Source organism: Acidaminobacterium chupaoyuni (assembly GCF_047936785.1).
Taxonomy (GTDB): Bacteria; Bacillota; Clostridia; order Oscillospirales; family Butyricicoccaceae; genus Acidaminobacterium; species Acidaminobacterium chupaoyuni.
Genome location: NZ_CP176394.1, coordinates 1,336,559 through 1,359,651, shown reverse-complemented (window position 1 = coordinate 1,359,651; position 23,093 = coordinate 1,336,559). Strand labels below are relative to the sequence as shown.

The following is a 23,093-nucleotide window of genomic DNA, read 5'->3' as shown; positions in this document are numbered from 1 at the left end:
AAGGAGTGTTGCTTGACATGAATATCTTGTTTTTTTTAACACCCAAAAGCAAGGTTGCTTATATTTACGATGACTATACTTTGCGCCAGACTTTGGAAAAAATGGAACATCACCGCTATTCCGCCGTTCCCATTTTAACGCGCAGCGGCGCTTATCTGGGAACCATCACCGAAGGCGATCTGCTCTGGGCCATAAAAAATAAGTATTCTCTGAACTTTAAAGAAGCCGAATCGTTATCGATCATGGAAGTCAGCCGCCGCATGGATAATGAACCCGTCAGCGCCGAAACCGAGATCGAAGACCTTCTTTCAAAGGCGATGAATCAAAATTTCGTTCCCGTCACCGATGACCGCGGCATCTTTATCGGCATCATCACCCGAAAAGACATCATGCGTTACTTTTCGCAAAAACTGTATGTCGAAGCACCGAAACCATTGCCCTTATCCGATTATCAAATGCGTTCGGCAAGCCGCTGATCTGCAAAATACATAAAAAGGATGCCGTTTTGATAACGGCATCCTTTTTGTTATTTTCATTATTTCAGAAGCAGGCTGTTGTTCACCAGCTGATCGGAATATAAAAACAGCACATCCGCTGTGCCGAAATCGATATATTCGGGCAGCAGATCGCTGACCATATAACGCAGATCGACCAGGGTGATTTTTGCATAGGAATCCAGCAGCAGCGGCGCCAGACTGCTGCCGAAAGAATCACGGAACAGGATCAATTCTTTCTGGGTGGCCGCCTTGGGGTTTTCTAAAACGGTCAAGGGCGTTGCACCGGAAAGAAAAAGATCATAGGGGGTTTGCGTGGCCAGCGCTTCTTTTTGATAGACCGCCGATGCCTTCGGATGCTGATAATCTTTCACCACGGTGTTTTCAATGGCTGCATTGCTCAACCAGCGAATGGTTTCGGTAGGCAAATCACTGTTTTTGCGGCGATATGCGCCCAGAAAGCCCTGCTGTTCCTGCGATGTATAAGAAGCATTCACCGTAATGCCCATGGCATCCCCCAGTTTCTGCGCCACGGGCATCAGCTTTTCCTGCCGCCAATGGGGGTCTGTCGCATAATAATCTTCCAAACGCAGCAGCTGGGAAAGCTCGATACGGTTCCACCCCTTCAGCTGCTGATCAAGGGCGTTTGAAATGCCGTCATGATCTAAAAAAGTGCCCAATTCCTTTTGTGCATAATAAGTTTTATCGGGAATAGTGGCATAATAGACCTTATTGTTTTTCAGATATTGGGTTTTGATCGAAGTAAGCTTTTCGGCAAACCGTGCGATCGATCTGCTGTCTGCCGCGCCGGTATGCTCCACATAAATCTTGCCCACGCGTGTCAGCCCGTTTGCGGCTTTCAAAGCGCGGAAATTGGCCACCAACCGATCGGCATTGTGGTTATCCATCACCAGCAGCACTAAATTCCCCACCGATTCCACCCGCACATTTTCAGGTTCCACACCGGCGCAGATCCATTTATAAGGGTTCACTTTTGCCGCGATCTCTTTTTTCACCGCTTCCACATCCGCCCCGGCTTTCAGCTTCACAAGGCAGACGGAATGGGCTACCGAAGTCATCATCGGTTCCGAGGCAATGCCTTCTTCAAAATCCAGATTTTCAATTCCCAAATAGAATTTTACATTTTCTTTGGTAATTTCTTCGGCCGCCAGACGGTTTGTGGAAATCGAATCACCCAGCCCCGCGTAAACCGCACCGAGCATCGTTTCCAGCGGGCTTTCCAAATCGATCTGTTTGCCCGCTATGGCGCGGGCGGTTGCCAGGGCGACCTCACTGACGATACGCTCTTTTTGCAAAGATTCCGCCAGAGTGATGGTCTTCCCCTGCATTATGGCATCCAGCGCGGCATAAGAAACGATCACCGCATCTCCGCGGCGAAACGAAGCCAGATCTGCCCCGGCAGAAAGCAGCCCCGCCTGCTGCGAAAGGTTTTTCCAATCAGACCAGATTGTTCCCGAAGCTTGATCCTGATAGCCCAGCGCCCGCAGCATAAAGGTCAGATACATCTGGGCAGTGGCTTTGCCGTTGGGATCGAACTGCGTTTGGGAAACCCCAGTTGTCAGCCCGTTTTCATAGGCATATCCCAAATAATAATCGGCGTCTTCCCAAGCGGGCCCATCGGTGAAGGGATGCGCTTTCTTTTCTATCATCGCTTCCCATTCTTTGCCCATCATGCGGATGAGCATGATCAGCGCTTCCATACGGGTGGGGGTGCGCTCCAGTTCAAACCCTTTTTCGCTGCCCTGAAACAGCGAAAGTTCCTTTAATGCTTCTGCCTTTTTTTGCGCTTCTGTACCGTCATAAGCCGCCGATGGCATGGCGAACATCCCAAAACACATGGTGACAAGAAGCAGCAAACCGAAAACTCTTTTCATGATTTCCTCCTCGTTTATGGTATTCGCTTTGCTTAGACGGTTTTAAAACTCTTTTGTTCCATGATTTTCATTTTTTGCTTTTCACTCAAATGCTTTTCTTTCAACTTTTATTAAATTATTGTTGCAATATAAATCTGTGCATGTTATAATATTTTTCGTTCCCGGGTGTGGCGCAGTTTGGTAGCGCGCTTGAATGGGGTTCAAGAGGCCGGAGGTTCGACTCCTCTCACTCGGACCATGCAGAGTGTCCTTATAGGATTTGAGTATCCTATAAGGACACTCTGTTTTTTATGCCCTTTTGGGGATGGGGCGCATCGCCTATTTTGTGAGATACAGCTCACAAACATCTCTTACCCATGAGGATAAGAGAATTACTCTCGAACTAAAAAGACAGTAATCAAGATACAGGCAAACCCTATTATGTCTGTAAATGAAAAACTGGAGCGCAGCCAAAGTGCTGATAAGGTTGCGGCAGTTAACGGCTCTAAGCAAGCCAATAAGGATGCTTTGACGGGACCTACCATATTGATGCCCTGTAAAAACAAAGTAAACGCACCGACCGTTCCAACGAGCACAATGACGGCCAACAACACCAGCGCTCTGAAATCAAGTCCCGCCGGGATGTTCCATGCCCTAATGGCCGCAAAAAGAACAAATCCCCCCACGAACATCCCCATTCCAGTAACCGGAATGCTGCCCCAGCGTTCAACCGGCTTATTCGACAGCAAAGAATAACTCGCCACACCAAAGCCGGAGGCAAGCCCCCAAAATAGACCTTGCGGAGACATTTCCATATTGCCGGGTTCTCCACCGGTTGAAAGTAACCACACACCGATCAGCGCTAATACAATGCACAAAACAATTCGTTTTTGAGGAAGCTTTTTCGTTGCAATACAAACATACAGCGCAACAAACACAATCGATAAATTTTGAAGCACCGTAGCTGTGCCGGAGTTTGTCCAGCGTATGGCGTTAAGATATGCAAATTGGCAAAGCGTCAACCCTGCCAATGAAAAAGCAAGTATCTGTAAAACACCCTTTCTATCTTTTACTATATCGGTCAGACAAAGCTGTTTTCTTGCCATCACCCAAGCCATCAGAAGGATTCCCGCCGCCAACATACGCACTGCCGTTACCCACGCAGGGTCAACAGTATAATATTTGAAAAATGCTTCACTGCAAGCGCCGGAAAATCCCCAGCTCATGGCGCCTATTACGCAGCACAATATCCCGCGTTTTACGGGCGCTCTTTTTCCCTCCATGTTATCTGCCTCCTATGTTTATGCGATGAAGAATCATTCTCTTTACTTTTTTATTATATAGATGTTTAATAGTAGATGTATCGCATAAACATGAGTTTATTTTTCATTATATTGAGGTTTTTCCATGATAACCAATCAGATTAAGATTCGTTCTTCAGACAGGCAAGAGGATTTGCAGCGCGTTTCTCCCGGTTTTCCCATTTCTGTTTATCAAACTGATTTCTCTCGCCATGATTATCAATGTGTAAACTGGCATTGGCATAACGATTTTCAACTATGTTTAGTCACCAGAGGCAGCGTACTCTTTCATGTTGTCAGCCAAACGCGGGTCATTCCTGCCGGAATTGGTATTTTCATCAACAAAAAGCTTGCTCATACTGCTGAACCCGATACCGAAGGGGCAGCTTACTACTGTATCGATTTTCACCCCGATATGATTTGCATAGACCAATACCATTTGTTGAAAGAAAAAATACTTGTGCCTTTTGAAAGTGACAAAACTTTGCCCTGTTTTTTATTTGATAACACAGAACCCGGCGGCAGAACCATTATCGAAACCATCTATCGCATGATCGATCTCTCCGAAAGGAAGGAGGGCATTGGCTGGGAACTGTTGTTGCAAAGCGAAGTGCTCCGGCTTTGGCCAACAATTCTATCTATCTCACAGGGGCATGGCATACGAGTAAATTTTCAATCTAATCAAAGAATGCAAAAAATAATTTCTTATCTAAACGAGCACTACAATGAAAAAGTAACTCTGGAAGCAGTAGCTCAGGAAGTTTTTCTTTGCCCCGAGGAATGCACTCGTTTTCTCAAGAAAATAACCGGCAAAACAGTTTTTCAGTATTTAATGCAATATCGTATCGAAAAAAGCCAGGAGTTGCTTCGTTATAGCGATATGACGATCGCAGAAATAGCTGCCCACACAGGTTTTTCTACCCAAAGCTATTTTTCACTTTGCTTTCAAAAGAAAACCGGCTTCACTCCTAATCAATACCGAAAAGAAATGCAATCCGCAATAAGCGGCGATTAAAAATGTAAATCTCCAATGATACTGACGGTCATCAACAATCGGGCGGAAAATTATCGCCTTCTTCACTGTTGATCTATAATGGCCAAGACTATGTATAAACACATAAAGAAACCCGGCCTGTGCTTACTGCACAGGCCGGGTTTTTTGACAAGCTGAGAGCGGTTTCAATAGGAAGCTCCTCTTTTTTATGGATTTTTGGGATGAACGCAAAAGCTTATGGCGTATTTCCTTAATGGCGTCTTTCAGTGGGGGTAATGGTGGTAACTTTAAGTTCGCCGCTTGTTACGGCGCTTTGCAGAGCATCCGTCACCGCATTTACCAAACCAGCCGAAGACCATGTTGCGCCGGAAACGGCATCAACTTCCAGAGTCTGGCCGCTGACGATGTCATCCAGTAAGGTTTCCGCACGAGAAAAGAATTCCGGCGTATCGTTTTCATCGGTCACTTTGATATCTGTCACCTTGCCGCCGGAAACAGTGACAGTAACTTTGATCGTGCCTTTATAGCCTTCCGCTGAACCGTCATAGCTTCCGTCTTTCAGCACAGCACCGGAAAAAGTAATGCCGCCGGTTGTGGAAGAAGATCCGGTTGTCGATGAGGAACCGCTCGAAGAGGAAGAAGACCCTGTGCTTGATGAACTTCCGCTCGAGGAAGAAGACCCCGCCGTTGACGAAGAACCGCTTGACGAGGAAGAAGAATCATTCGTCACAACCGATGCCGTTGCATCGTTATTTCCCGAAGTCATTTCGCGCAGGTTGTCATCGAAGTGGATACCCATATTGATGATATGGATGACCAGCAAAACAATAAAGCAAACGGTGAGCCAGCGGTGGATCACCAGCCAGGGTTTCCCAAGCTTCTTTCGAAACGCATAACTCAGCCCCAGCAGCAGCGCCGCCGCCAGACTGGCCGTTCCCCAGTCAAGAGAAAACAAAACCCCCGCAAAAGAAGCGTCTGAAAGCGAGGTGCCCACAGGATTCCCCGCAAGAATGCCATGGATGATGCAGAATGCAATGCCCAATTCGCCGATTCTGATATGATGGCGGCCCAAAAACCGCTTCATCGGTTGATTGCCAAAGCGCTTGGCCAAAAAGAGAAGGGCCGCCAGCGCCATCAAAACCACTGCGATCCACGCAGTAAGAGTGCTGAAAAACATAAACAAGCCTCCAATAAAAATTTATTGATTTTATAAATCTGTGGCCAAAAGGGCGTTCGGCCCAGGGAGGCTGTTTCAGGGCGCAGGGCCGGTATAAAGGCAATTGACCAGATCTTCGACCTTTGGTTTGGGCACAAGCGTTTGCATCGTTTTGCCCGATTGCCTTTTTTGATTCTTATAAAGCAAAAAAATAAGTAGGGCCGCAAAAGTGATCTCCGCAGAACCAGGCATTTCGGCCTTGCCAAATGCGGCGGCAGGGTCACTTTCATAATTTTTCCCGGGGTTTTCTGAACGCATAGTATCCCCTCTAAAAATAAATCTTTTGTTTTGCCCACGGCAAAAGACGCCTGTTGATTTTGCGTGTCATTCCGCTCTATCCAGCCGCTTACTGCGGCTCTTTTTATGCGGATAACGGCTGTTTTTAACTGCATATATTTTCATATATAATTATATTTATTCTTTTCTGCGCAGAATGACGCCATTCTTTTTCTGTTTTTCCGCCAAACTATCTTCTGTTTTTCCTAAATGTCTGTTATTAAAAAACCGGCAAAAGAACCAACCATCACACATTAAAGAACAATATTACAGGATTTTCCCTCAATTCATATCGGTTCATCCATTTCTCAGCCGTTGCTTTGCTCTATGCTTATCATACCAACATCTTTTTTAGAATTCAAGAGTTGTAAAGAATAATTATCCAATTGTTCACGGTTCAGAAACAATTGTGCGCAATCCCCTTTTATGATTTTTATTCCTTATCCCTTTCAAGCGTATCCTCAAAGTTTTCCCGTCATTAGAGTGTTTTCAGAAGCGCATTTTCAAAGACAAGAACGCCGCTTTTCCCTTTCTTTTTGACCTGATACATGGCGTGATCCGCTTTTTTGATCAAGATCTCCCTGCCGGGTTCTTCTTCACTGCTGAAAGCGATGCCGATGCTGGCCGAGACCGATATAGGGTTCCCCAGCGCCGTATGAATAGAAGCGATTTGCTCCAAAATCCTGCCGCCCAGCTCTATCACCTGCTGTCGCGTGTCATAATGAGAAAAATACAGCAAAAACTCATCCCCGCCCAAGCGAGCAGGGTAAACGGTTTCGGAAGCATACTGTTTCAGAATGACCGCCACCGAAACAAGCACATCATCACCGCTGTCATGCCCGAAATTATCGTTGACGGCCTTAAAGCCATCCAAATCCAATAAAATCGCGGCTTGCGCACGATCATCCAGCGTGTGGGCGATGACCTCATAAACGCCGGCGCGATTAAGCAGCCCTGTCAGCATATCGGTTTTGGCAAACACAGCCAATTTGTTATAGCTGACCTGAAGCTTATGGGACATCAGGTTCGCGGCGGAACAGACTTCCGCCAGTTCGTCACGCCCCTTGCAAATGGAAGCATAGTTCATTTTTCCATCCGCAATGGCGTTCAAATTTTCCGTCAGCTCGCTCAAAGGCGCCGTAATCCCATGGGCAAAAACAAGACCCACGATCAAGGCCAGCATTCCGGCTGCCAGAGCCACCCACAGTGTGATGTGATTGACCATCAGCGAATATTCATAAATTTCGGATTGTGGCATTGCGGCCACCACGGCCCAGCCCGTTGTGTTTTCCGTGCGCGCAAAAGCTTCCAGCGTTTCAGATCCGACGGAATATTCAAACGAGGTCTCATCCACGGGAACCGCCTTTTCAGACACTTTCTTTGAAAAGGCGATCAGGCTCTGGTTCTGTTTAATTTGTGTCAGAAGCCCTTCTTTGCCATAAGCCACTGGCTCACCCTTGCCATCTAATACAAAAAGGGTTCCGTTTTTGCCGATGCGCAAATTTTCAACATATTCTCTCAGTTCTTTTAAATCGATTCGCCGCACGATCACGCCCAGCACCTGACCGATGCTGTTTTTCACCGGCTGACCCATTAAGAGCATCGGTTCCTTCGATTTTTCACGCACCACTTCATAAGAACCCGATTGCCCCTTCATGGCAGCGTCAAACGATTCAAGATCCTTCAATTTTGTGCCCACCAAGGCTTGATCGGGGCTTGCCGCCACGGTTCCCTGCCTGTCGAGCAGCATGATCTGATCGATGCGGTTATCGGTGGATATGGCGACCCTTTGGATATCTTCGATATTGCGGCGCAGCATCTCCATCGCTTCCGCCTGCCCGTTTTCCCCGGGATTTTCAAGCGCCGTCAGATAATCCACATACATTTGAAGGTTGGAAGCATAGATCAGGCCATCCGCCTGGCGGCCGTAAAAATCGCCAAGAAAACGCACCGAGGCCTCCGCCTGATTTTTCAGCAGCTCCATGCTGGAACCCAAGGCAGAACGCGAATTTAAACGCATGGCGATCATGGAAACGATAAGCAGCGGGATCACTGCAAGGATCATCACAAAAACCGGAAGCTTATATTTGATTTTTATATTTCTCATCTTCGTCATTTCCCTTTCATTCGGCTTTGCCATCGTTAAAGCCGTTCTTTCCTATATAAGATATGGAAAGAACCTCTGTCTTTCTTTTTCAACTGTCTCAAGCATTCATGCTATCCTTTGGCCGGTTTGCAGAGAGAAAGTAAGAGCCGTCTGCGTTCATTCTATATAAAAAATAAGAGAACCTTTTTAAGGCCATGCTGAAATTTCCGCAGCGGGCTGCGCCTTTGGCGCTTCGCAATATACTGCGTTCATTATAGCAGATATATCATAATATCGATTAAAAAATTTGTTTTTTTACCGAAATTTACCGTTTTTGCGTTCTATGAGCGTCTTTCCTTCTTTTACATATTTCCCCCCAAAAAATTTATTTCAATATTTCCCTTGACAAATTCGGCTTTCGCTTGTATGATTGTATTATGTTATTAATACAGCAGTACAGTGAGGTGAAAATATGACTTGGCAATTGGATGACAACCGACCGATCTATGCGCAGCTGATCGAGCATCTTCAGTTTCAAATTCTATCCGGTGATTACCCTCCCGGCGGCAAGCTTCCTTCTGTTCGCGAGCTTGCGTCAGAAGCTTCTGTGAACCCCAACACCATGCAGAAAGCTTTGTCAGAACTTGAAACGCAGGGCCTGCTTTGCACCCAACGCACCGTTGGCAGAAGCGTGACCGAAGATGCCGAGGCGATTGCACAAATGCGCCGCGCATTGATGGAAAAAACCATTCAAGAATTTTTAGAAAACATGGGCAGGATCGGATGCAGCCCCAATGAGACCCTGAAAATGTTTTCAAAGTATGTAGAGGAGAAGAATTGATGGAACTGTTGTTAGAATGCAGAAATCTGACAAAATCCTATGGCGGAAGCCCCGCGTTATGCAATGTGGATCTTCAAATTCCCCGCGGTAGGATTATTGGCCTGTTAGGCCCCAACGGCAGCGGCAAAAGCACACTGATCAAATTGGCCAACGGTCTGCTTGTGCCCACCGCCGGCGAAATTTTGATCAACGGCATGGCCCCGGGCGTAGAAAGCAAAAAAGTGATTTCTTACCTGCCCGATAAAAACTATTTGAACAGCTGGATGAAAGTGGAAGACATCATTGATTTCTTTCAGGATTTTTACAGCGATTTCGACCCGCGCAAAGCTTATGACATGCTTCAAAAGCTGAACATCAACCCCAGAGACCGCCTGAAAACCATGTCGAAGGGCACAAAAGAAAAAGTGCAGCTGATTTTGGTGATGAGCAGAAAAGCGCAGCTTTATCTTTTGGATGAACCCATTGGCGGCGTTGACCCCGCGGCGCGCGATTACATTTTGAACACGATCATCACCAATTACAGCGAAGACGCCAGCATCATCATTTCCACCCATCTGATCGCGGATGTTGAAAAAGTTCTGGATGATGTGATCTTCATTTCGCAGGGCCGCATCGCCCTCACTTCAACGGTAGATGCCATTCGTGAAGATAACGGCAAATCGGTTGACGCTTTGTTCAGGGAGGTTTTCAAATGTTAGGAAAGCTTTTAAAATATGAATTCAAATCCACCTCGCGCACTCTGCTGCCCTGCTATGGCGCGCTGGTGATCATCTCAATTTTCACCCGCCTTTTGGCTGTGGGCGATAACAGCATGATCAGAAGCGATTCTTTCGCCATGCAGATAGCCGCCGGAATTTCCATCACACTGTTTGTGGCGCTGATGATCGCTGTGTTCGTTTTAACTTTTCTTGTTATCGTTCAGCGGTTCTATAAAAACCTGTTTGGTGAAGAAGGCTATTTATCCAACACTTTGCCGGTAAAGCCCTGGATGCACATTACCTCTAAAAGCATTGTGGCGCTGGTATGGTCTATCGTCAGCGGCATTGTGGCGCTTTTCGCCTGCAGCGTGCTGTTCCTCTTCAACGGCGTCTTCACAGAATTTTTGCGTGCCTTCCCCGAATTTTTCCAAAGGATGCTGCAATATATCAATTTGAACACCGTCGCCTTCTTTATCGAGATCGTCGTTTTGTGCCTGATCGGCTTCATCCTTTCTCTGTGGCTGATCTACGCGGCCATCTCTTTGGGCCAAATGGCCCACAAAAACCGCCTGCTTTGCAGCTTCGCCTGGTTCCTTGGCCTGAACACCGCGCTTGAAATCGTTGTTTCGATTATCGCAAGATTCACCCCTCAAATGATCTTTCAGCCGCAGGGATTCAACGGTCTTCACGGTTCTTTCTGGTATCTCATCGCCTTGGAAACCCTTTTTGCGGCGGCATTGTTCGCCATCACCAACCATATGATGACGAAAAAACTCAATCTGGAATAACTTTTCCCGCAAAAAAGCCCGATGTGAACGCGTATTCACATCGGGCTTTTTCTTTTTGAAAAATCATTTTTCCTGCTTTAACAGCCGCTTTGCGGTATGATCTACCCCAAAAGCGCCCAGCGGCGCCGTGACCAAAATCGAGATCACCGCACAGGTGAGCACAATGGGGCCGCAGGGCAGGCCCATGCTGAGGGGCAGCCCGCCGATGGCCGCCTGCACTGTGGCTTTGGGCAGATAGGCAATGGCGCAAAACAGCCGTTCTCTGGCATCCAGCTGTGTTTTTAAAAGGCATAAAAACACCCCGCCCATGCGAAAAACCGCCACGATCAAAATCAACGCAACCGCGCTGAAACCGGCTTTCACCGCATATTGGGCGTCTACCGATGTTCCCACCAGCACAAACAGCAAAATTTCGGCCCCCACCCACAGGCCCGAAAATTTCTGTGACAGCATGACCGCCTTTGCCTTATGGCTGCGCAAAAGGATGATGCCCATGCACATCACCCCCAGCAGACCGGAAAGCGGCAAAATGCCTTTCAGCGCATCTTCCAGCCCCAAAAGCGCAAAAGAAGCGCTGAGAAGGATCAGCACGGCCGCTTCCGGACGCAGATCATTCATACCGGCAAAAAGTTTTCCCAAAATGCCGCCCAGCAAAATGCCCGCCGCGATGCCGCATACGATGGAAACGGGGATCTGCAAAAATGAAAACGCCGAAACGCTTTGCCCCTGAGCAAGACCCGTGAACGAAGTGAACAGCACGATGACAAACACATCATCCACCGATGCGCCCGCCATGATCAGCTGGGGAATGCTTTTATCCGTTCCCCGCTTTTCTTCCATCAGCTGCAGCATTCTGGGCACGACCACCGCCGGCGACACCGCCGCGATCACAGCGCCCAAAATCGCCGCCTCAAGCCTTGTGATCTGCAGCAGCATCGGCGCAAAACACACCGTGGCGGCAATTTCACAGCAGGCGGGAACAAAACACATCAAAAGCGCCGGACGCCCCACTTTTTTCAACTGGCTCAAATCCAGCGCCAGGCCCGCCCTCAACAAAATAATGACCAATGCGATCCTTCTCAGTTCAGAAGAGATCTCAAGCACGCTGCCATCCACAAGATGGAACATCGATGGGCCGATCAAAATGCCGAACAACAGCATCCCCAGAAGGGGCGGCAATCGCAAACGGCGAAAAAGGCTTCCCGCCGCCAGGCCCCCAAGAAAAATAAGGGCCAAACTGTTTAACATACTACCATTCCTCTCTTTTGCGCAGAAAAAAAGCTGACAGCTTCTGCGCATTTTTTGCACAGAAGTCATCAGCTGAATCAGCGGTTCGGGCAAATCTGCCACCGGGGGCACTTCATCCCCGTGAAATAAAGAGTAACATTCCCATGTTTCTTTGTCAATCGCTTTTTTGTGTTTTATTCAGTTTTGCGAATAAGCCATCAGCTGTGAAAGCCTTTTCGCCGTTTCTGCCGCGCAGCGGCGGATCTCTTCCAGATGCTCCCCTTCCATGCGGTGCAGCGGGCCCGAAACGCTGATGCCCGCCACGATCTTCCCCGTATAATCCCGAATTCCCGCGGCAACACACCGTGCCCCCAGTTCACATTCTTCATCATCCAGCGCATAACCGCGTTCACCGATGGTATGAAGTTCCTGCATCAGCCCTTCGCGGGTGGTGATGGTTTTGGCGGTGAGCGGCGGCAGCCCATATTCTTCGATATAATGTTCCAGCTGGCTCATATCATAATTGAGCAAAAACAGCTTGCCCACCCCTGTGCAGTGAAGCGGAGCGCGCTTGCCGATGCGCTGCATGATCTTCAGCATGCCGTCGGGGCCATCCACCACATCCACATAAACCACCTGGTGGTTTTCTTCCAAAGCCAGGCAGCAGCTTTCCCCGCATTGCGCCGAAAGCTCCAGCAATTCCGGCCGCGCCAGATTGCGCAGATCCATCTGCGCCCCCACCTGACTGCCGATTTTGGCAAATTTCAAAGTTAAGGAATAACGCATCGTCAACGCATCCTGATGCACATAGCCATGCACCAGAAGCGTGTTCAAAAACCGCAGCGCCGTGCAGGCGGGCAGCTGTGCTTTTTCCGCCAGATCCTGCAGCCGCATGGGCTGGCGGCTGTCGGCCAGCACTTCAACGATCTGCAGCGCTTTTTCTAAAGATTGGTTCACTTTTGTCCGTTTTTCGCTCATTGTTTTTCCTCCGCGGCGCGCATTTTACATACTGAAATTATATGTCTTTTTGCCTATGACCGCAAGGGATAATTCTCTATTGTGAACAAGCTGAACCTTTTGACATTTTTGGTCTTTCTGTGTTAAAATATTATTGAACGAAATATCATTTCACTCTATGAAATTTACATTCCTGAAAGGAGTTTTTTACATGAAAGAAAAAACTTTAGTAATGATCCCCGGCCCCACCCCTGTGGCGCGCTCGATCCAAGACCAGATGGGCCGCGAGATCCAGGCTTTCGGCGACCCTCGCTTTGTCAAGGATTTTAAAGGCGTGATCGATGATCTGGGCGAATTGTTCGGATGCGACGGCAAAACCTTTGTGATCGCCGGCACAGGCACACTGGCGATGGAAATGGCCATTTCCAACACCACCAAACGCGGCGATAATATTCTGATCGTCAGCCACGGCTATTTTGGCGATCGTTTCACCGATCTTTGCACACATAAGGGGCTTAACATTGATGTTCTCAGCTCTGAATGGGGCCAGATCGTTCCCGTTGCGGAAATCGAAGCCAAACTAAAAACAAAGCATTACGCCGCCATCACCGTGACCCATGTAGATACCGCCACTGGCGTTGTGGCCCCCATCGCCGAAATCGGCGAAATGCTCAAGCAGTTCCCCGACACCGTTTATATCGTTGACGGTGTGGCCGCCACCGCGGGCGAATATGAAAACCTGAAAGAAATGAACATCGATATTCTTTTCACCGCTTCGCAAAAAGCATTTGGCGTTTGCCCGGGCCTGTTTTTGCTGTGGGCCAGCAAAAAAGCCATGGATCGCCGCGCTTCTTTGGGCATGATCCCCGAATATTATGTGGATTTCGACAAATGGGTGCCCATCATGGATGACACCTCCAAATATTTCGCCACCCCCGCCATCAATCTGGTTTGGGCGATGCAGGAATCCGTTCGCATGATCAAAGAAGAGGGCATGAAGCCCCGCTATGAACGCCACTTGAAAAACGCGCGCGCCATGCAGAAGGCGCTGGAAGCCCTCGGTTTCCGCATTCTTGCCGAAGAGGGCCACCGCGCGGTCACCCTTTCGAACCTGATCTATCCCGATGGCATCAACGATGCACAGTTCCGCTCTACCCTGCTGGATGAAGGCATCGTTGTGGCCGGCGGTCTGGCGGCTTACGCCGGCAAAATGTTCCGCCTGGGCCATATGGGCAACATCGATATCAACGATGAAGTCACGGTTCTGGGCGTGATCGAACGCGCGCTCAACCGCTGCGGCCATGCAGTTCCCTATGGCAAATCCGTCGGCGTTTATCTGGAAGAAATGGCAAAATAGCCATTTGGCGTTTGAACAAACATATAGCCCCGCAAGCCGGCAAAACGGTTTGCGGGGCTGTTTTTCGTTTTTATTTTGTAAGCACCCTTCATAATTCTTAAGGGAACTCCAAGGCAATCTTAAGAATGGCATGATATGCTCTATACAGATCAAGCCTTCGGGCCTAAGGAGGATTTTTATGAAAAGAAAAACTCAAATCGCCGCATTCTTCGCGCTTTGCGCTGTTTTATTGGCCGCCTGCAGTCATCAGCAGCCCAATTCCGAAAAATTATTAAAAGACAGCGGCCTTTCCAATGTAGATACTTACCTTCAGATGGTGAGTGATTATCAAAAAGGGAAAACGCCCGAGCAGGATTTCAATTGCCGCACGGCCGCCTTCACCTTGTTGGAAGACATCGTCTCCGCGGCGAAGCAAGAAAACTATAGCAATTATCTGATGTTTGATATGGATGCCATCGATAATGATAAAGCCTTTAAAGCCATTCAAGACCACAAAAGCGAATTTATCGCCTTATTCGAAGGCGCAAGCGTAGAGAGTGTGCCCAATGACCGGTTTGAGCAGGTTTATCCCGCTTTATTGAAAGAACGCAATGTGAAATTTTCAAACGATAAAGCCGCTTTGATCAGCGTTGTGATGCATGATCCCGATGAAAAACGGCTTTTTGTGGGCCACGCGGGCGTTCTGGTGAAAAACGGAAATTCCTATCAATTCTTCGAAAAGCTGGCGCCCAACGAAGAGTATCAATCCAAGATCTTTGCTTCAAAAGAAGATCTGAAAAAAGAATTACTGTCACGCAGCAATTACTTTGAAAAAGGTGCCCACGACCCCATGATCTATGAAAACGGCGTTCTTTTAAAATAGCGTTTTTCAAAAGTTCCTCTTCCCTATTTTCTATTCTCTCTCAACCCCTTATGCAAAAACAGCGGGTCGATCCTTAACCGGGATCGCCCGCTGTTTTGCTTTTTATTTTTTAAAATAAGAAAACCCAACGCAGCCCGGGCCGGCATGGGTGGCCACAACGCTGCCGATATCGATGATCTTGTGATCGCAGTCACCGGCTTCGGCCAGTACCTTCTGTTGAAAGGCTTCACAGGCCGCGGCGGCATTGGTATGGCCAAAAAAGATGCCGTGGCGCATATCCGGCGTTTCCTGCCGGAAGCGTTCCAAAAGCCAATCCTGCGCCGCGCCCATGCCGCGGGCCTTTGCAATGGCTTCCACCTTTCCGTCAACGATGCCGATCAGCGGCTTGATATGCAATAAGCCGCCCATCATCGCCGCCGTTCCCGAAAGTCTGCCGCCTTTTTTCAAATATTTCAAAGTATCCACCGCGGCATAAAAGGAGAGCTTTCCCTTCATCTCTTCCAGTGTTTCCACGATTTCCCGAGCGGTTTTTCCGCTTTTTTTCAATTTTACCGCCTGTGTAACCAGCAGGGCAAGGCCAAAGGTCACGGTTCTGCTGTCGATCAGATAGATCTCACCGCCGCACATTTCCCGGGCAATCACGGCCGACTGGTAAGTGCCGCTCAGTTCCGAAGAAAGGAAAATGCCGATCACCGCATCGCCGGCCTGTCTGGCCTGTTCAAAGCATCCGCAAAATTCTTCGGGGTTCACCTGGGCGGTGGTGGGCAGATGATGGCTTGCGGCCAGTTTTTGATAAAACGCTTCTTTTGTCAAATCCACCCCATCCACATAAACTTCATCGCCGAAACACACTTTCAGCGGGAGGATCTGGATCTCTGCTTCCCGCGCCTGCTCTGCCGAAAGATCGCAGGTGCTGTCTGTAAGGATTCGGATACCCATATTTGCTGTTTTCTCCTATCGTTTTGATTCAAAATAACGGCTGACCGCTTTCAGCGCATCCACCAGCACGAAAACCTCGTTTTCGGGAAGCTCGTTCATGATCGCTTCCACCATATCTTCGTGGAATTTCGCGTGGACCATGTTTGCCATGCGCCCCTGCTCTGTGCTGAAAATGCGAACGATTCTGCGGTCTTTTTCATCGCGGCTGCGCTCGAGATAGCCCTTTTTCACCATGCCGTTCACCGCCACAGTCAGAGTGCCCGTGGTCACGCCAAGTTCCTGAGCCAGCGATGTCATCTGGTTGTTTTTTGTGGTTTCCGCTCTGCAAATCTCTTCAAGGATATGCATATCTCTCACCGTGATATCACGATATTCCCCTTGGATCAGCGCGTCAGATTCAATTTTCATTAAATTTTGAAACATTTTTACCAAAAAAGCGTTCAAATTTTCTCTGGAATCGTTCACGATGTGCCTCCCGAATAGTTTGATTTTCAAACTTTGATTTTCAAAGCTTTATCAGCTTATCATATTTTTTCGCTCCGGTCAATCTTTCTATGGAATAAAAGCAAAAAAATCGCGCAGAATAGTTTTCGCAACAAACTTTTTTGAATGGTGAAGGAGGATTTTTCATGACCAATCTGCAATGCGGCGTTTCCAACTGCGCGAACAATGCGGCGGGCGGCTGCTGCCTGAGCAGCGTAAATGTCAATGGCAGCAATGCCTGCGACTGCCGCGAAACCTGCTGTGATTCTTTCTGCAAGCAAAATTCCGGCGCAACGAATGTGGTGGGCGGCCAGGTTCATATCGAACAAAGCGAAATCAATTGCACAGCGGATAATTGCCAGTTCCATGAAAACGGCAAATGCTCCGCTTCGCGCATCACGGTGATGGGCAACGGCGCCGATCATTCCAGCCAGACCGAATGTTCCAGCTTTAAGCTTCGCGCATAATTTTTCTTTTTTTAACCGATACGGCAAAAGGCTTATTAAAACAAGGCCTTTTGCCGTATTTTATTGACGCGCATCCGTTTCTATGTAATACTTATTTCATCATAAATCAAAGGATGAAACCATGACTTATCAACATATTTTTTTCGATTTAGATGGAACGCTGATCGATTCCGCCGAAGGGATCTACCAATGTTTTCGCTATGCGCTGAATCATTTCGGCATCACAGAAGTTTCAGATCAGCAGCTGGCGCCGGTGATCGGCCCTCCCCTGTTCGATTCTTTTCGCGATCTGTTTGGGTTTTCCCCCGAAAAGGCCAACAAAGCCGTGGCCATTTACCGCCAGCGCTATGAACCCATCGGCATTTGGGAATCACGCGTTTATGAAGGCATCCCCCAGCTTCTTAAGCGCCTGCATCAGCGGGATGTAAAGCTTTATCTCGCCACCTCGAAGCCCGAAAAATTTGCCCGCGCCATTTTAGAACGCTATCAGCTGGCGCCGTTTTTCACTTATGCCGCCGGCGCTTCGCCCGATGACCGCCGCTCTTCTAAAGAAGCTGTGCTGGAATATCTGTTTGAAAAATCGGGCATCACCGACCGCACCCAGGTTTTGATGGTGGGCGACCGCCATTATGATCTCAACGGCGCTGCCGCGTTCCATATCAGCGGCGCCGGCGTGTTATATGGCTTTGGCGACCGCCGCGAGCTGGAAGCATGCCCCCATGTTTATCTGGCGGAAACGCCCGGCGATCTGGGCGATTTCATTTTAAATCGTTCAGCAATTTGACTTTTCTTCGCAATTCATGTAAACTGACTTTGCGTTTTGCGCAGGAGGATAGAGAAATGGATATGACGGGCCTTAGCCTTGACCTTAAAAACACGCGTTTTTTACAGCAGCTTTCTTTTTTAACAGAAGTCGACGCCATGAAAAATATTTTGCGCCGAACTCTTTTAGTCGATGGTTCACGGCGTGAAAACGATGCGGAACACAGCTGGCATTTCGCTTTGATGGCGATGGTGCTTTATGAATATTCCGATTGCCACAATGTGAATTTAAGCCGGGTCTTAAAAATGGCTTTGGTCCATGACCTGATCGAAATTTATGCCGGTGATACCTTTGCCTATGATGTGAAGGGCAATGAAGACAAGCTGGCCCGCGAAACCGCCGCCGCAGACAGGCTGTTTGCCCTGCTGCCCGAAGATCAGGGCGTGGAATATCGCAAGCTTTGGGAAGAATTCGATGCCCGCGAAACCTCAGACGCGGTCTATGCCGCCGCCATCGATTGCCTTCAGCCTTTCATCAACAATTATCTGACCCAGGGCCACACTTGGAAAGAAGGCAATGTTCACAGCGCGCAGGTTTATGAGCGCCTTAACAGCGTAAAAAAAGGCGCGCCCGATTTATGGCCTTTTGTTGAATTTGTGATCGAAGATTCCATTCAAAAAGGCTACCTGCAAAGATAACCGCCCTTTTGAATACCATAGGCAATCACTAAAAAATAAGTAAGTCCGCAGCGGCCCTTTTGGCCGCTGCGGGCTTTTTTCTATTTCAGCGTGTGATGACGCTTAGATGCGGAAGAGCAGATCGGAATATGTTGGGATGGGCCAATATTCGCTGCCCATGACCACTTCCAGTTTATCGGCCACATCACGCAGGGCCGCCATGGAAGCACAAACTTTATCGCGATAATATTCTGCTTTTTCGGTGATATCCCCCACGGTATGAGCCTTTTCCGCTGTTTTTTCCAGCTTGGTTACCGCTGTTTTCAGCTGCGCGCCCAGCGCCGCCACATCTTTCAGGGATGTGGTCTGCAGCGACATATCCACCGCAAGGCCTGTTTCTTTGATGGCGTTCACGCTGTCTGCCAAAAACTTGCTGTAGGCGATCACAGAGGGAATGATTTGTTTTCTGGCCATTTCAAGCATAGTCGCCGATTCCAGATCGATGGTTTTGTTATAGGTCTCCTGACGGATCTCATAGCGGGCTTCCAGTTCTTTCTGCTGGAACACATTGTGTCTTCCGAAAACTTCGACGCTTTTGGGGGCGATCAGCCCTTTGGAAGCTTCTACGCTGGATCTGGCGCAGGGCAGCCCCCGGCGCTCTGCTTCCTCCACCCATTCTCTGCTGTAGTTGTTGCCGTTGAAAATAACGCGCTTATGCTCGTGATAGATTTCACGCACCAGTTCACGAACGCAGGCGCTGCGGTCTTCCGTCTCTTCCAAACGATCAGCGATGCGGCGCAAAGTTTCGGCCACCGCGGTGTTGAGGGCATTGTTGCAGCCCGCAATGCTCACCGAAGAACCAACCATGCGGAATTCAAACTTTTTGCCTGTAAACGCAAACGGCGAAGTCCTGTTCCGATCGGAAGTATCGCGTGGCAGCCAGGGAATGGTGTTGACGCCGATTTCCAGCTTGCCGCCTTCACGCATCGGCGAAGGGCGCCCGGTTTCGATCTCTTCCAGAATATCCGTCAGCCCATCCCCCAGAAAAACCGAAATAATGGGCGGCGGGGCCTCATGCCCGCCCAAGCGATGGTCATTGCCGGGGCACGCGATGGATGCGCGCAGCAATTCGGCATATTCATCCACCGCCCAGATCACGGCGCACATGAACAATAAGAACTGGGCGTTTTCCGCCGGGGTCTTGCCCGGATCAAACAAACTCTTGCCGTTGACATTCAGCGACCAGTTGTTGTGTTTGCCGCTTCCGTTCACGCCGGCAAAGGGCTTTTCATGCAGCAGGCAGACCAAATTTTTGCGCAGCGCCACCTTTTTCATGGTTTCCATGATCAGTTGGTTATTATCACAGGCGATATTCGCCGTGGTATAAACGGCGGCCAATTCATGCTGGGCAGGTGCGGCTTCGTTATGCTCGGTTTTGGCCGGCACACCCAAGCGCCACAGCTCCAGATCCAGCTCGCGCATAAAATCCATCACGCGCTCTTTGATGTTGCCGTAATAATGGCGATCCATTTCCTGCCCCTTGGGGGGCTTTGCCCCAAACAGGGTGCGGTCGCAAAGCATCAGATCCAGACGCTTATCGAAAAGTTCTTTATCCACCAAAAAATATTCCTGCTCGGCGCCCGCCATGGCCACCACGCGGTTGACATCTTTTTTGCCCAGCAGATGCAGAACTCTGACCGCCTGCTGCGAAAGCGCTTCCATCGAGCGCAAAAGCGGCGTTTTCTTATCCAAGATCTCGCCGTTGAACGAGCAGAAGCATGTGGGAATATATAAAGTTTTGTCTTTCACAAATGCGGGCGAGGTGCAATCCCAAGCGGTATAGCCTCGTGCTTCAAAAGTGGCGCGCAGACCTCCGGAAGGAAAACTGGAAGCATCAGATTCCCCGCGGATCAGCTCTTTGCCCGAAAATGTCATCATCGTGCTGCCATCGGGAATGGGGTTTAAAAAGGAATCATGCTTTTCAGCCGTGAACCCTGTCATGGGCTGGAACCAATGGGTGTAATGGGTCGCGCCCTTTTCCATGGCCCAAAGCCGCATGCCGTTTGCCACATGATCGGCGATGGAAGAATCCAAAGGGTTGCTGCTGTCGATGGTTTGGCGCAGCTGCTTATAAATATTCACCGGCAAATATTTGCGCATAGATTCATCGTTAAACACATTTTCCGCATAGATCTCTGAAATTGAAATGTTTTTTTCTTCCATCGTTCCACCTCATTCGTTAAATTGATCCTTGCCGCAAGGCTCTTTTTCTATCGCCGTTTTTTCTTTTGTTTCAGCGTGACATATCAAAAAGCCTACCAGCAATTACTGATAGGCTTAATCTTATTCTTCCACAGAAAAATAATCAATATTATTTTTTAAAATGATTTTTTGTTTTTATTTTATATCATTTTATTGGAAATAATCTGCTCAAAAAGTGCGTTTTTAATTTAAAATGATTTTTTATTGTTCATCTTTGAAGATGATCTCATGTTCGTTCATCTTTTCGATCTGCGCCAGAGATTCCACTTTCACCCCGCGGGAACGCACGAGGCAGGCGCCGATATCAAACGATTTTTCGATCACGATGCCGCAGCCCACCAGTTCGGCACCCGATTGTTCCACCAAATCGATCAGGCCCAGCAGCGCATTGCCCTTGGCCAGAAAATCATCCAGAATCAAAACGCGATCGCCGGGGTTTAAAAACTTTTTGGCAACCGTCACATCATAAGTGTAATCATGAGTGAATGAAGTGATTTTTGTCGTCAGCAGTTCGCCATCTAAATTTTTAGATTTTGCTTTCTTTGCGAAAACCACGGGAACATTGTTGAAATGCTGCGCTGTGATGGCCGCGATGGCGATGCCAGAAGCTTCGATGGTCAAAATTTTATTCACGCCGAGGCCCGCAAAGCGCCGCGCGAATTCTTCGCCGATTTCATTTAAAAGCGTGATATCCAGCTGATGGTTCAAAAAAGTATCCACCTTTAAAACATCTGCGCCTTTCACTTTTCCCCTTTGACAAATTGCCTGTTTTAACAGCTCCATAGCTTTAAACCCCTTTAGCTATCTATTTTAAAATCGATTTTATATTTGAGCGGAATGGCCGCCCGCAGCCTTGATAAAAAGAAAGAAATAGCCGGCGCGGTAAATCAGGCCGTGCCGGCCATTCAAAACATTTTTGCTTATTTCACTTCGTAAGCGGCTCTGCCTTCTTCAAAAACATTGCCGCCATGGCAATCGATCGTGCAGACAACAGGCATATTTTCGATTTCCAGGCGCTTCATCGATTCGCAGCCCAGTTCTTCAAATGCGATGACATCCAGCTTTTTCACACAGCCGGAAATGGCCGCGCCCGCGCCGCCGATGGCGCAGAAATAGATCGCTTTGTTTCTCTTGATAGCATCGACCACCGGTGCGGAACGGCCGCCTTTGCCGATCATCGCCGCAAGGCCCATATCCAGCAATCTGGGAGCAAACGGATCCATACGGCCGGAAGTTGTGGGGCCTACGCTGCCGATGATCTCGCCCGGCTTTGCCGCGGTGGGGCCGGCATAATAGATCACGGCGTCTTTAATATCTAAAGGCAGTTCTTTGCCTTCATCAAGCAGCTGGAAAAGGCGTTTATGCGCCGCATCGCGAGCCGTATAGATGGTTCCGCTCAGGGTGATCATATCGCCCGCATGGATCTCTTCGGCATATTGGCGCAATTCAGAGGTGTTTAATTTAAATTCTTTCATAAGTTACATCTTCTCTCCAATATTTTTTACCCGGTCTAATATCTCTTGGATAGAGCGCAGCCGTTCACCTTGCGGGTTATTTTTCGGCGGCTCAACCGGTATAGGTTCCATTTTCTTTTCGCTTTGCAGGTTCTTTTCTTCGATGTCGTGAATAGTTTTCACCAATTCATCGATTTCGTTGGTAATGGAAGCGATGCGCTCTTTAAAACCGCCGAAAGCTTCTTCGGCCAGCTGCACCTTTTCGCGGGCTTCCACCGCCACCGGGCTCATGTTCTCACCCGCTGTTTGAATGGTTTTGGTCACCTCGCGGGCATGGCGAGCGGCTTCTTCCTGAACTTCTTTGGCCCGTTTATAGGCGGAAAGCTCAATATCGGCAATATATTCTTTCAGATCGCGATATTCCCGAGCAATTTTTTCCGCTTCGGCCGCGCTTGCTTCTGCCTGTTGAATGGCCTGTTCGGCTTGCCTGCGCTGCTCTTCGGCAGCTTCATGCAAAGCCCGCAGTTCCTGCTGCAGGCCATCGATTTTGGCATCGCGCTCATCCAGTTCCTGTTGAAAATTCGCGCCGTCTTTTTGATAACGGTTGACATTCTCATTTAAAAGATCCAACTCACGGCGATGGTCATCCGTTTGCTTTTCAAGATATTCAATAACCTCTTTTTTGCGAAAGCCACCGAATATCGAAGTTTTAAAAAGTTTTCCCATGACCTGCCCCCAATAGCAACTTTTGATGTTTTCTCTTCTTTCACGCGGATGTTCTGAGCGATAAAGCGGTTCGGCCATTCTTTTTAATAAAGAATAGCTTGCGGTTTATTCTATCGCGAATGCTGCGCATATAATGACCGCTTGCGGTTATTATATCACAATTTTCACGCATTGCAAACATAACAAAAGTTCACCCCCGCAAAATTTCGGGGCAAATTCTATCCTTTACTTTTATTTCTCAATATGGTATAGTATTAACCGTTCCATATGCGCCCGTAGCTCAGCTGGATAGAGCGTTGGACTCCGACTCCAAAGGCCATGCGTTCGAATCGCACCGGGCGTACCAAAGCC

General features: G+C 48.5%; 22 protein-coding genes, 2 tRNA genes and 1 riboswitch. Of the genes, 12 read left to right on the top strand and 12 right to left on the bottom strand.

The window, feature by feature from the left end; genetic code table 11:
• Positions 1-17 precede the first annotated feature (17 nt).
• Positions 18-476, top strand: coding sequence for a CBS domain-containing protein (locus ACJA3I_RS06430; RefSeq protein WP_458861785.1), 459 nt, complete (start codon positions 18-20; stop codon positions 474-476).
• 59 nt (positions 477-535) lie between these two features.
• On the opposite strand, the gene ACJA3I_RS06425 is transcribed toward ACJA3I_RS06430, so the two are convergent.
• Positions 536-2,389, bottom strand: coding sequence for a hypothetical protein (locus ACJA3I_RS06425; protein WP_458861784.1), 1,854 nt, complete (start codon positions 2,387-2,389; stop codon positions 536-538).
• Positions 2,390-2,550: 161 nt separating this feature from the next.
• On the opposite strand from ACJA3I_RS06425, the gene ACJA3I_RS06420 reads away from it, so the two are divergent.
• Positions 2,551-2,627, top strand: a tRNA-Pro gene (locus ACJA3I_RS06420).
• 133 nt (positions 2,628-2,760) lie between these two features.
• Here the strand turns inward: ACJA3I_RS06420 and ACJA3I_RS06415 are convergent.
• On the bottom strand, positions 2,761-3,651 hold the full coding sequence (locus ACJA3I_RS06415) for a DMT family transporter (RefSeq protein ID WP_458861783.1): 891 nt from the start codon (positions 3,649-3,651) through the stop codon (positions 2,761-2,763).
• Between the two features lie 124 nt (positions 3,652-3,775).
• Here ACJA3I_RS06415 and ACJA3I_RS06410 point away from each other — a divergent pair, with 124 nt between their 5' ends.
• On the top strand, positions 3,776-4,684 hold the full coding sequence (locus ACJA3I_RS06410) for an AraC family transcriptional regulator (RefSeq protein ID WP_458861782.1): 909 nt from the start codon (positions 3,776-3,778) through the stop codon (positions 4,682-4,684).
• Between the two features lie 229 nt (positions 4,685-4,913).
• Here the strand turns inward: ACJA3I_RS06410 and ACJA3I_RS06405 are convergent, their stop codons facing one another.
• Positions 4,914-5,840 (bottom strand): FMN-binding protein, encoded by a 927-nt coding sequence (locus ACJA3I_RS06405; RefSeq protein ID WP_458861781.1) that lies wholly within the window; start codon positions 5,838-5,840, stop codon positions 4,914-4,916.
• Between the two features lie 793 nt (positions 5,841-6,633).
• Entirely contained in the window at positions 6,634-8,262 is a 1,629-nt protein-coding gene (locus ACJA3I_RS06400) for a sensor domain-containing diguanylate cyclase (RefSeq protein ID WP_458861780.1), read from the bottom strand.
• Between the two features lie 451 nt (positions 8,263-8,713).
• Here ACJA3I_RS06400 and ACJA3I_RS06395 point away from each other — a divergent pair, with 451 nt between their 5' ends.
• From ACJA3I_RS06395 to ACJA3I_RS06385, 3 genes are read left to right on the top strand one after another with little or no spacing between them, the layout of a single operon-like run.
• On the top strand, positions 8,714-9,082 hold the full coding sequence (locus ACJA3I_RS06395) for a GntR family transcriptional regulator (protein ID WP_458861779.1): 369 nt from the start codon (positions 8,714-8,716) through the stop codon (positions 9,080-9,082).
• On the top strand, positions 9,082-9,780 hold the full coding sequence (locus ACJA3I_RS06390) for an ABC transporter ATP-binding protein (protein WP_458861778.1): 699 nt from the start codon (positions 9,082-9,084) through the stop codon (positions 9,778-9,780). Before ACJA3I_RS06395 ends, ACJA3I_RS06390 begins: the two co-directional genes overlap by 1 nt.
• Positions 9,774-10,568, top strand: a complete 795-nt coding sequence (locus ACJA3I_RS06385) for a hypothetical protein (protein ID WP_458861777.1) — start codon at positions 9,774-9,776, stop codon at positions 10,566-10,568. Before ACJA3I_RS06390 ends, ACJA3I_RS06385 begins: the two co-directional genes overlap by 7 nt.
• 63 nt (positions 10,569-10,631) lie before the next feature.
• Here ACJA3I_RS06385 and ACJA3I_RS06380 read toward each other — a convergent pair whose 3' ends face one another.
• Both ACJA3I_RS06380 and ACJA3I_RS06375 read right to left on the bottom strand, forming a co-directional pair.
• Positions 10,632-11,816: a cation:proton antiporter gene (locus ACJA3I_RS06380; RefSeq protein WP_458861776.1), complete on the bottom strand. Its 1,185-nt coding sequence runs from the start codon at positions 11,814-11,816 to the stop codon at positions 10,632-10,634.
• 52 nt (positions 11,817-11,868) lie between these two features.
• A riboswitch (Fluoride riboswitch) is annotated at positions 11,869-11,945 on the bottom strand.
• A gap of 48 nt (positions 11,946-11,993) precedes the next feature.
• Positions 11,994-12,773 carry an IclR family transcriptional regulator gene (locus ACJA3I_RS06375; RefSeq protein WP_458861775.1) on the bottom strand — a complete coding sequence of 260 codons (780 nt, stop codon included), beginning with the start codon at positions 12,771-12,773 and terminating at the stop codon, positions 11,994-11,996.
• Between the two features lie 190 nt (positions 12,774-12,963).
• On the opposite strand from ACJA3I_RS06375, the gene ACJA3I_RS06370 reads away from it, so the two are divergent.
• Both ACJA3I_RS06370 and ACJA3I_RS06365 read left to right on the top strand, forming a co-directional pair.
• Positions 12,964-14,109, top strand: a complete 1,146-nt coding sequence (locus ACJA3I_RS06370; RefSeq protein ID WP_458861774.1) for a pyridoxal-phosphate-dependent aminotransferase family protein — start codon at positions 12,964-12,966, stop codon at positions 14,107-14,109.
• Between the two features lie 178 nt (positions 14,110-14,287).
• A complete protein-coding gene (locus ACJA3I_RS06365; protein WP_458861773.1) occupies positions 14,288-14,971 on the top strand; it encodes a DUF4300 family protein in 684 nt (227 codons plus the stop codon).
• Between the two features lie 102 nt (positions 14,972-15,073).
• Here the strand turns inward: ACJA3I_RS06365 and ACJA3I_RS06360 are convergent, their stop codons facing one another.
• Positions 15,074-15,910, bottom strand: a complete 837-nt coding sequence (locus ACJA3I_RS06360; protein ID WP_458861772.1) for a DegV family protein — start codon at positions 15,908-15,910, stop codon at positions 15,074-15,076.
• A 15-nt stretch (positions 15,911-15,925) separates the two neighbouring features.
• Positions 15,926-16,375: a MarR family winged helix-turn-helix transcriptional regulator gene (locus ACJA3I_RS06355; protein ID WP_458861771.1), complete on the bottom strand. Its 450-nt coding sequence runs from the start codon at positions 16,373-16,375 to the stop codon at positions 15,926-15,928.
• Between the two features lie 164 nt (positions 16,376-16,539).
• On the opposite strand from ACJA3I_RS06355, the gene ACJA3I_RS06350 reads away from it, so the two are divergent.
• From ACJA3I_RS06350 to ACJA3I_RS06340, 3 genes are all read left to right on the top strand, one after another.
• Positions 16,540-16,860, top strand: a complete 321-nt coding sequence (locus tag ACJA3I_RS06350; RefSeq protein WP_458861770.1) for a DUF1540 domain-containing protein — start codon at positions 16,540-16,542, stop codon at positions 16,858-16,860.
• A gap of 121 nt (positions 16,861-16,981) precedes the next feature.
• Positions 16,982-17,644 (top strand): HAD hydrolase-like protein, encoded by a 663-nt coding sequence (locus ACJA3I_RS06345; RefSeq protein ID WP_458861769.1) that lies wholly within the window; start codon positions 16,982-16,984, stop codon positions 17,642-17,644.
• A 56-nt stretch (positions 17,645-17,700) separates the two neighbouring features.
• Positions 17,701-18,321 carry an HD domain-containing protein gene (locus ACJA3I_RS06340; protein ID WP_458861768.1) on the top strand — a complete coding sequence of 207 codons (621 nt, stop codon included), beginning with the start codon at positions 17,701-17,703 and terminating at the stop codon, positions 18,319-18,321.
• A gap of 102 nt (positions 18,322-18,423) precedes the next feature.
• Here ACJA3I_RS06340 and ACJA3I_RS06335 read toward each other — a convergent pair whose 3' ends face one another.
• From ACJA3I_RS06335 to ACJA3I_RS06320, 4 genes are all read right to left on the bottom strand, one after another.
• A complete protein-coding gene (locus tag ACJA3I_RS06335) occupies positions 18,424-20,523 on the bottom strand; it encodes a glutamine synthetase III family protein (protein WP_458861767.1) in 2,100 nt (699 codons plus the stop codon).
• 240 nt (positions 20,524-20,763) lie between these two features.
• Positions 20,764-21,345: a xanthine phosphoribosyltransferase gene (locus tag ACJA3I_RS06330; protein WP_458861766.1), complete on the bottom strand. Its 582-nt coding sequence runs from the start codon at positions 21,343-21,345 to the stop codon at positions 20,764-20,766.
• 137 nt (positions 21,346-21,482) lie between these two features.
• On the bottom strand, positions 21,483-22,037 hold the full coding sequence (locus ACJA3I_RS06325) for a Fe-S-containing hydro-lyase (RefSeq protein ID WP_458861765.1): 555 nt from the start codon (positions 22,035-22,037) through the stop codon (positions 21,483-21,485).
• A 3-nt stretch (positions 22,038-22,040) separates the two neighbouring features.
• The gene (locus tag ACJA3I_RS06320) at positions 22,041-22,742 is read right to left on the bottom strand and encodes a hypothetical protein (protein WP_458861764.1); all 702 of its coding nucleotides are present in this window, start codon (positions 22,740-22,742) and stop codon (positions 22,041-22,043) included.
• Positions 22,743-23,011: 269 nt separating this feature from the next.
• On the opposite strand from ACJA3I_RS06320, the gene ACJA3I_RS06315 reads away from it, so the two are divergent.
• A tRNA-Arg gene (locus tag ACJA3I_RS06315) sits at positions 23,012-23,088 on the top strand.
• Positions 23,089-23,093 lie beyond the last annotated feature (5 nt).

Bases quoted from the DNA above. Each gene is read 5' to 3' on its own strand.
- ACJA3I_RS06430 (WP_458861785.1), top strand. From the start codon at position 18: ATGAATATCTTGTTTTTTTTAACACCCAAAAGCAAGGTTGCTTATATT.
- ACJA3I_RS06425 (WP_458861784.1), bottom strand. From the start codon at position 2,389: ATGAAAAGAGTTTTCGGTTTGCTGCTTCTTGTCACCATGTGTTTTGGG.
- ACJA3I_RS06415 (WP_458861783.1), bottom strand. From the start codon at position 3,651: ATGGAGGGAAAAAGAGCGCCCGTAAAACGCGGGATATTGTGCTGCGTA.
- ACJA3I_RS06410 (WP_458861782.1), top strand. From the start codon at position 3,776: ATGATAACCAATCAGATTAAGATTCGTTCTTCAGACAGGCAAGAGGAT.
- ACJA3I_RS06405 (WP_458861781.1), bottom strand. From the start codon at position 5,840: ATGTTTTTCAGCACTCTTACTGCGTGGATCGCAGTGGTTTTGATGGCG.
- ACJA3I_RS06400 (WP_458861780.1), bottom strand. From the start codon at position 8,262: ATGAGAAATATAAAAATCAAATATAAGCTTCCGGTTTTTGTGATGATC.
- ACJA3I_RS06395 (WP_458861779.1), top strand. From the start codon at position 8,714: ATGACTTGGCAATTGGATGACAACCGACCGATCTATGCGCAGCTGATC.
- ACJA3I_RS06390 (WP_458861778.1), top strand. From the start codon at position 9,082: ATGGAACTGTTGTTAGAATGCAGAAATCTGACAAAATCCTATGGCGGA.
- ACJA3I_RS06385 (WP_458861777.1), top strand. From the start codon at position 9,774: ATGTTAGGAAAGCTTTTAAAATATGAATTCAAATCCACCTCGCGCACT.
- ACJA3I_RS06380 (WP_458861776.1), bottom strand. From the start codon at position 11,816: ATGTTAAACAGTTTGGCCCTTATTTTTCTTGGGGGCCTGGCGGCGGGA.
- ACJA3I_RS06375 (WP_458861775.1), bottom strand. From the start codon at position 12,773: ATGAGCGAAAAACGGACAAAAGTGAACCAATCTTTAGAAAAAGCGCTG.
- ACJA3I_RS06370 (WP_458861774.1), top strand. From the start codon at position 12,964: ATGAAAGAAAAAACTTTAGTAATGATCCCCGGCCCCACCCCTGTGGCG.
- ACJA3I_RS06365 (WP_458861773.1), top strand. From the start codon at position 14,288: ATGAAAAGAAAAACTCAAATCGCCGCATTCTTCGCGCTTTGCGCTGTT.
- ACJA3I_RS06360 (WP_458861772.1), bottom strand. From the start codon at position 15,910: ATGGGTATCCGAATCCTTACAGACAGCACCTGCGATCTTTCGGCAGAG.
- ACJA3I_RS06350 (WP_458861770.1), top strand. From the start codon at position 16,540: ATGACCAATCTGCAATGCGGCGTTTCCAACTGCGCGAACAATGCGGCG.
- ACJA3I_RS06345 (WP_458861769.1), top strand. From the start codon at position 16,982: ATGACTTATCAACATATTTTTTTCGATTTAGATGGAACGCTGATCGAT.
- ACJA3I_RS06340 (WP_458861768.1), top strand. From the start codon at position 17,701: ATGGATATGACGGGCCTTAGCCTTGACCTTAAAAACACGCGTTTTTTA.
- ACJA3I_RS06335 (WP_458861767.1), bottom strand. From the start codon at position 20,523: ATGGAAGAAAAAAACATTTCAATTTCAGAGATCTATGCGGAAAATGTG.
- ACJA3I_RS06330 (WP_458861766.1), bottom strand. From the start codon at position 21,345: ATGGAGCTGTTAAAACAGGCAATTTGTCAAAGGGGAAAAGTGAAAGGC.
- ACJA3I_RS06325 (WP_458861765.1), bottom strand. From the start codon at position 22,037: ATGAAAGAATTTAAATTAAACACCTCTGAATTGCGCCAATATGCCGAA.
- ACJA3I_RS06320 (WP_458861764.1), bottom strand. From the start codon at position 22,742: ATGGGAAAACTTTTTAAAACTTCGATATTCGGTGGCTTTCGCAAAAAA.